Origin of the sequence: Rhodococcus sp. 05-2255-3B1, assembly GCF_002258545.1 — a bacterium.
Classification (GTDB): Bacteria; Actinomycetota; Actinomycetes; order Mycobacteriales; family Mycobacteriaceae; genus Rhodococcoides.
Map to the genome: position 1 here is coordinate 43907 of NZ_NOZC01000045.1, position 6935 is coordinate 50841.

The window sequence follows — 6935 nt, forward strand, 5'->3', positions numbered from 1 at the left end:
CCGGTTCAGAGCGGTCCGCCATTCGACCGCACGACGCGCGGCGGCGTCCAGTTCTCGCTCAGGGCATCCTCGGCCGGTTGATAGATCCTCAGGACCAGGAAGAACGGATGCTGGGGCGCCGGAAGCCAGGCGTGGTCGGGACGGTCGGTCGTGAGCGGCGATGCGCTCACTGTGATCGTCGACGGTCCCGATGCTCCGTCGCCTCCATTGACCGCTGATCCCACCGAATGCTTCTTCCCGGGTGCGTCGTACAACCAGCCGGTCTTTGCGTCGTAGAGTGTGATGCTCCAAAAGGCCTGTGCCGGAGGTAAAGCGAAAAATTCGATGCGGTATTCATCTCCGCCTTCGCACGACAGTCGGCGTCCATCGTGGTCGACGTAGGTGTTGTACGAGCAGTTCTCCTCCACCACGTTCGCGCCGAGACCGACGTAGTTCATGACCGCGCGTGCAAGATAGTTGTGCCCGTGGGCTCCCTTTCCGAGGACTCGGGTCCAACCGGATTCGGTGCGACGCCCGAGCAAGGATCGAGACCGGGACACGATCGCCATTGCAGTCTCGAAACCCTGATTCACCCCGTTCCGTGTGGCGTCGTCGAGGCTGTCGACGGCGAAGGTGCCCGATCCGACACCGAGTTGCCGGAACTGGTGCACGTGGGACACGTCGGTGAACGGCACTCCGTTGAGAGCCAGCGACGCATCGAGGGCAGTGAGGAACGCTGACGAGGAGGTCTCGACCGCACGAGGATCGACCACCGGCCACCTTCGCGCCGACGGGGCAGGTGCGTCGATCGTGACCGCATCCTGCAGACCGTGCACGGTCGGCAGGTCCACCACCCCGAAAGTTTGAATCCGCATCAACAGCCACATGATCGGTGTCGCGACCCGGAACACCTCCACGCCGTCCGCGACCGTGCCGGTCCAGTCCGCACACGCGAGAAGCAGCTCACGTGGCTGCTCGGGGTGCGTACGCCTGCTGACGTTGCTGGCGTTGCTGTAGGCATCGAGAAAGTTCAACGTGTAGTACCTACTGCCGAAATCGGGCAGGACGATGGCAATCGGACCGTCCGAAAGGTTCAGCCAAGCATTGGAATACAGCGTGTCGACGTTGGGAACCCGAAAGGCCTCGAAATCCGCACCGGCAATCGTTCGCTCGTGAACCAGCGTGTCGAGCGCCCACGGGTCGTCGCTTCCGGGCGGTGCACACGCGGAGCACATGGCGGCGTATTGGTACACCGACGGCAAGCCGTAGATCACGGCCTGCAGCACCGACGAACGCGCCCATTCCTGTCGGTCCACCGCGTCCGACGGGACTATGTCCGCCGTATCGATTGCAGTGAGCTGATCGGCCGAGTTCGCGTCGTACGTACGCATCGGTGGACAGTCCTTTCTCGCCGAACGATCACACCACCCTCAGGAAGTGATTGACATCACGTACCCTACCTGGTGAACTGAGGTCAGTTCAACTAGGAGGACGACGTCATGCGATATTCGCTTCGGTCAAAACACGTCATCACCGCGATGCTTCTCGCTGTGTCGACTGCCGCACTCAGCGCCTGCGGCTCGTCGGCGGGTGAGACTGCGTCGGTGGATGGGAGCTGGGAAGAAGTGGTGGCGGCAGCCGAGCAAGAAGGCTCGGTGACTCTGTACTCGAGCCAGAACACCACCATCCTCGACAGCGTCAAAGCCGCGTGGAATGCGAAGTACCCGAACATCACTCTCGAATACGTTCGAGGCACGGACGCAGACCTGAACCCTCGGGTCGAAGTCGAGAACAAGACGAAGAAGGGGATCGCCGACGTTCACGTCGTCACCGATACCGCATGGATCGCCTCCGCGGCGGAATCCGGGAGCTACTCCCAGGAACTGCGGGGCCCGAGTTTCGACAACCCCGAGTACGACCGGGAGTCCAGCATCAAGAACGACCGGTTGTTCCTGAACGTGGCGGCCACCTTCGGGATGGGGTGGAACACCGATGCGGTAACAACCGACCTGACCGATCCTCGAGATGTTCTGGCCCCCGAATACAAAGGGCGAGTGGGCGTTGTCAGCCCTGTGGGCATCGCGTCCTATGTCGATCTCTACGATTTCTACCGCAAGAATTTCGGTGACGACTTCCAGGAACGGCTCGCCGAGCAAGAGCCGAGGATCTACCCCAGCGCCCTCGGAATCGCGCAGGCGTTGACGTCGGGAGAAATAGTCGTAGCCCCGATGGTGCAGCCGCTGGTTCAAGAGGTCGCGGCCGGTGCGCCGGTGAACTGGGCTCTGCCGACCCCATCGTGGGGCACCCCCTTCTACGGACATGTCACCGCGGTTGCGCCTCATCCCAATGCGGCTCAGCTTCTCGCGGACTTTCTCGTCAGCGCGGAGGGGCAAACCGCGCAGGCCATCGGAGTAGCGACAGCGCTGCCCGGAATTGCGGGGGCCACCGCCGACGCGCACGATGTCCACGCTCCCGACCCCGAGAAATTGACCAAGCAGTACGTCGACCAACAGTCCGCGGAGTGGGAACAGCAGTTCCTGGGGTAGCGCACTCTGCAGCTACTCGAGATCGAGGGCAGGCCGTGACGGGATCGCACCGTCACGGCCTGCGCTTTTCCACGTCACCATGAAACAGCGGTCCAGATGACGAAGGTCAGGGCGATCAGTCCGAGGGTCGGGATCAACGCTGCAATGACATGGGCACGCAACGGAAACGCGAGCGGCACCGTCGATTCGGTCCCGTCCGTCCGTCCGCACCTCGTTCGCGAGATCCACCCCGAGACCAGCAGCCCCGCCGCACAGAAGCTGACGAGGACGGCCAGCGCAACCAACGCCGGCTGGCGGGTGTGCGCGCTCAGGCGGATACCGATCACCGCGCACACCGCAACCGCCGACTCCGTTCGCGCCCAGGCCAACTCGGTTCGCTCGACCTGCAATCCCCCGTCGCCCAATTGGCCGCCCGGCCGCCCGGCCGGTTGCTCCCGTCGGCGTCGCCGCATCGTCACAGGACGGACCACAGAACCAGAACGCCGACCGCTGCGAGGACCGACGCCAACGGCAGAGCGATACGAGGAGACGGAAGCGCTTCGGAATTGCGCATACTCTTCTCGGTTCGTGCCCAGCCCCACCACGCATGCAGCGGAACCCCGATCGACGCCACGATCAGCATCACCGAGGCCACCACACTCGGAGCGGAGCCGCCACCGATGCCGAACACCTGGAGGGCCACCCCTGCCGCCATCAACGCCAGCGACGTTCGAATCCACGCCAGATAGGTTCGCTCGTTCGCCAGACTGAAGCGTGGATCAGGCTCGCTCCCAACGGAATAGACCGACCGAGGAAATCTGCCACGCCTGCCGTCTTTCACTTCGACCTCTCGAACTGCGCTGCAGCCGGAGCCTCGCTGCGTCCGGACCTTCTCGAATCACGACTTTTGATACTGTTTCCAGACTACAGTCAAGGTGAATTCAGTTCATCTCAAGGGGCAACATGACGAACCAGAACACGCCGACACACCCCGATCTGCGCGACGATGCGCGCGCACTCCAGGTCTGGGGGTTCCCCGTGGTCTTTGCCCAACGCCTGAGGCTGCGCTTCACTTCTCCGTCGGATCCCCACGTTCAGCGAACATCCACGTCCGCCGGAGCCCCGCTGAATCACCTGGGCCACCAACGTGAATTGGCCGATCCCACGCTGACGGCGGGCGTCGCCCCGAACGTCGACACCCTCTACTCGCTGGCGTTCGTCGACCTGGACTCGGGCACCTTCGAGCTTCGGTTGCCGGACTTCGCCGACCGCTACTACAGCGTGCAGGTCGGCGAGGCGGACTCGTCCACGAACACGGTCCTCGGGCACAGGACGCATGGGTCTCGCGTCCCTTCGATCACCTTGTTCCGGCGGACATCCAGGTCCGCGGATACAGCTGCGGACGGATGGGTGGCCTGTCGATCGAGATTCGTCATGATCGCCATCCGGATTCTCGTCGATCCATCTCGCGAAGGGGACTTGCACAGGGTCCACGAGTTGCAGAACCTCATCGTTCTGACCGGCCCGTCCTCACCGACGGCTGAACATGCAGACCTTGTTCTGAGCACCGTCGAACGTTCCGACGAACAGCGGCGACCAGTCGCATTTCTCGCCGCCCTCGATCACGCGATCGGTGGCCTTGCCGATTCGGACGTACCGAGCTGGGTGAGGCTCACCTACCGCCGTCTCGTCGATGCACTCGAGGCCACAGTCGACCGTGACGCAACCGAGCAAAACATCGCCGACGGGCTACTGGCAGGTCTCGAAGACATTGCCGTGCAGGTGAAATCGATGGGTCGAATCGTCAACGGCTGGGCCATCAACGACGCTGGTGCGGAGTTCGGCTCGGATCATCTTCTACGAGCCGCGGTCGCCTACTCCCAGATCTACATCAATCCGGCGGCCGAGGCGTCCTACCCCGTGTGCGAACAGGACGAGGATGGCCGTCCACTCAACGGCGCGAACAACTACGCCATCACGTTTCGGGCCGGTCACTTTCCTCCGGCGAAGTATTTCTGGTCGGTGACCGTGTACCACGCGAAGGGACTTCTTTACGCAAACGAACTCGACCGGTACGCCATCACCGACCGCACACCGGACCTGGCTCGCGACGAGGACGGGTCGCTGACCGTGGTTGTTCGCACGACTCGTCCTGCACCGGGAACGACAGTCAATTGGATTCCCTGCCCACGCGGTGACTTCCGACTCATGCTCCGGCTCTACGGACCCCGGCCGGGCAGCTGGTCTCCCCCGCCGGTGATTCGACTCGAGTGATCGGTGCCTGGTTCGACGTTGTTGTCGAGCAATCTGAGCAGTTCGCCCCGCCCGCCACGCAGTGCCCGCCGGAAGGACGTTGCGGTGAATAGCGTGTCGAGCTCGGCCGCGAAGAAAACTCAGTGTCTCGTTGGCGCGCTGAGATTCTCGAAGTCAGCGGAATTCGGTGGCGCGGGCAGCGCAAAGTCCACGGCCGCTCGGGCATGCAAACGCGTGGATGGGAAAGTGGGTACGACGAGGTCATCCGGTCGTATCAACAGTTCGACTTCGGTGCATCCGAGGACGATGCCTTCACATCCCGCGTCGATGAGGTTGTCGACCACCGCGAGGTAGATTTCACGCGATTGCTCCGTGACGATGTTGTGACACAACTCGTCGTAGATGATGCTGCTGACCGCCTCGCGGCCCGCAGCGTCCGGAGTCACCAAGTGCACTCCGCGTGCGGAGAAGCGTTCGCGATAGAAGGCCTCTTCCATCGTGAACGCAGTGGCCAACAGGCCCACCTTCGAAAGACCATGCTCTGCCACAGCCTCGGCCGTAGTGTCGCCGATGTGCAGAAAGGGCACGTGGAGCGACTTCTCGATCTGCGGAGCGACGTAGTGCATCGTGTTGGTGCACAACACGATCGCATCGGCCCCTGCAGTTTCGAGTCGGCGCGCTGCTGAGACCAATCTGGCACCGATCTCGTCCCACTCACCCTCGAGCTTGAGTGCTTCGATCTCACCGAAGTCAACGGATTCCAGAACGATGTGCGCAGAGTGCAAGCCCTGGAGCCTGTCGGCGGTCATCTCGTTGATGAGCCGGTAGTACTCGGCGGTGCTGACCCAGCTCATTCCGCCGATGAGCCCCAAAGTCCGCATTCGATCGCCTCCTCATGTCCTCACTCTTGCGATACCGGTCGCGAACAACGATGGCATTATGTCTGGCAGCGACGAATCTCGGCCCCGTTCGATTCTCTACCTAGCAAGTACGACCGTTCTGAAGAACGTCGTCGGAACCGATTCGTCGTTCACGTACCGATATATCCGGTCGCTTCTGAGCCTCGCAGACTCCCCGGTCCCGACGGTCGCAACTTCGCCGTCGGCCATCAGCGTCAACACCCCCGAGACTACGTGGAACAACTCGAACGACCCCTGGGCATCCGGCAAACTATCTCGAGCGCTGCAGTCACGAACGCTGGGCACAGCGGCTGGCCGACATCCCGCTGTCGCGCCCGGCGCGTTCGGTAATCGAAGCGTTCGTGTCCGAGGCCCTTCCCACAGACGAAAAAAGCCGGGTATTTCATCAACCGAGCATGTCCTACGCCGTCTTGGTAATGACGAGCCCTCAGATCGCGGAGCAACCGTCCATCAGCGGTGTCGACAGGCTCGAGAGCGAGCTCATCGGGGTGCTCGAGGGCACACTCGCTGCGAACGAGATTGCACCCGATCTCGTTCGCAGCGAGTGCGTGAGGTTGGCGGCCCTGGTCAATGGCCTCGGGACAGGCATCCTCATCGGCCACTACACGGACGAACATGCCGCTGATGTTGTGGCCAATCACCTCGAACCGGCTGTTCGCGTCGAGCAGACCGTGCATTCGGTCGAGGAACCCGACCGGTGAGGTTCACGCCATGACGTGAATAGCGAAAACTTCTTCGGCCCAAGCGAATCCGGCCATCTTCTTGCCTGCAGTGAGATGGGTGCAGCGCCGTGGCAGACGCGGGCGACGATGCCCCATGCTCTTAGAGCTTACGTGTGACGCCCCGCAAGCCCTCACTGTCGAGGAAGTCCTCCAAAGGGCGTAGCGGCCGATTCGAGTTGATGCGCGATCGCCGGCAACGGGTGGTGCGCCCCCATCGGACGCGTTGGCCTGCGCGCTGGCTGTGCCGCTCAACGACGAGGTGACGGCATTGCGCCAGTGCGACAAACCGATCGGTGTCCGGGTCACCATCGACCCGGACGGGGCATCGGGGATGGTCCGCGGGGACGTCTTCATTCTTGCGTTGACCTACCGCCTCCGCTGTAGGGTGACCGCGGGGATCGGTACGGCTGGAGAAGAATGTCGGGGGATCATGACTGTGTTCGGTGTGCTCGATCGCGTATTGACTCGACGACTGCCCCTGGAGCCTCCGGACGATCCCCATGCCGCGATCCTCCCGACCCCGATCGACAACGACG

At 62.8% G+C, this 6935-nt stretch carries 8 protein-coding genes; 3 read left to right on the top strand and 5 right to left on the bottom strand.

The window, feature by feature from the left end; all coding sequences use genetic code 11:
* Positions 1–5: 5 nt before the first annotated feature.
* Entirely contained in the window at positions 6–1370 is a 1365-nt protein-coding gene (locus tag CH249_RS26655) for a DUF1254 domain-containing protein (protein WP_094683148.1), read from the bottom strand.
* Positions 1371–1478: 108 nt separating this feature from the next.
* Here CH249_RS26655 and CH249_RS26660 point away from each other — a divergent pair, with 108 nt between their 5' ends.
* The gene (locus CH249_RS26660; protein WP_256981013.1) at positions 1479–2525 is read left to right on the top strand and encodes an ABC transporter substrate-binding protein; all 1047 of its coding nucleotides are present in this window, start codon (positions 1479–1481) and stop codon (positions 2523–2525) included.
* A gap of 74 nt (positions 2526–2599) precedes the next feature.
* Here the strand turns inward: CH249_RS26660 and CH249_RS26665 are convergent, their stop codons facing one another.
* Both CH249_RS26665 and CH249_RS26670 read right to left on the bottom strand, forming a co-directional pair.
* Positions 2600–2977 carry a DUF202 domain-containing protein gene (locus CH249_RS26665; RefSeq protein WP_256981031.1) on the bottom strand — a complete coding sequence of 126 codons (378 nt, stop codon included), beginning with the start codon at positions 2975–2977 and terminating at the stop codon, positions 2600–2602.
* Between the two features lie 2 nt (positions 2978–2979).
* Complete coding sequence (locus CH249_RS26670) at positions 2980–3345, bottom strand: YidH family protein (RefSeq protein WP_094631457.1); 366 nt, start codon at positions 3343–3345, stop codon at positions 2980–2982.
* Positions 3346–3467: 122 nt separating this feature from the next.
* Between CH249_RS26670 and CH249_RS26675 the strand changes: the two genes are divergently transcribed.
* Positions 3468–4778, top strand: a complete 1311-nt coding sequence (locus CH249_RS26675; protein WP_094683149.1) for a DUF1254 domain-containing protein — start codon at positions 3468–3470, stop codon at positions 4776–4778.
* 119 nt (positions 4779–4897) lie between these two features.
* Here CH249_RS26675 and CH249_RS26680 read toward each other — a convergent pair whose 3' ends face one another.
* Positions 4898–5638 (bottom strand): aspartate/glutamate racemase family protein, encoded by a 741-nt coding sequence (locus tag CH249_RS26680; protein WP_094645568.1) that lies wholly within the window; start codon positions 5636–5638, stop codon positions 4898–4900.
* Between the two features lie 96 nt (positions 5639–5734).
* The gene (locus CH249_RS28805) at positions 5735–5962 is read right to left on the bottom strand and encodes a cupin domain-containing protein (RefSeq protein WP_373453521.1); all 228 of its coding nucleotides are present in this window, start codon (positions 5960–5962) and stop codon (positions 5735–5737) included.
* A 44-nt stretch (positions 5963–6006) separates the two neighbouring features.
* Between CH249_RS28805 and CH249_RS26690 the strand changes: the two genes are divergently transcribed.
* Positions 6007–6378, top strand: coding sequence for a TetR family transcriptional regulator C-terminal domain-containing protein (locus CH249_RS26690; RefSeq protein WP_256988498.1), 372 nt, complete (start codon positions 6007–6009; stop codon positions 6376–6378).
* Positions 6379–6935 lie beyond the last annotated feature (557 nt).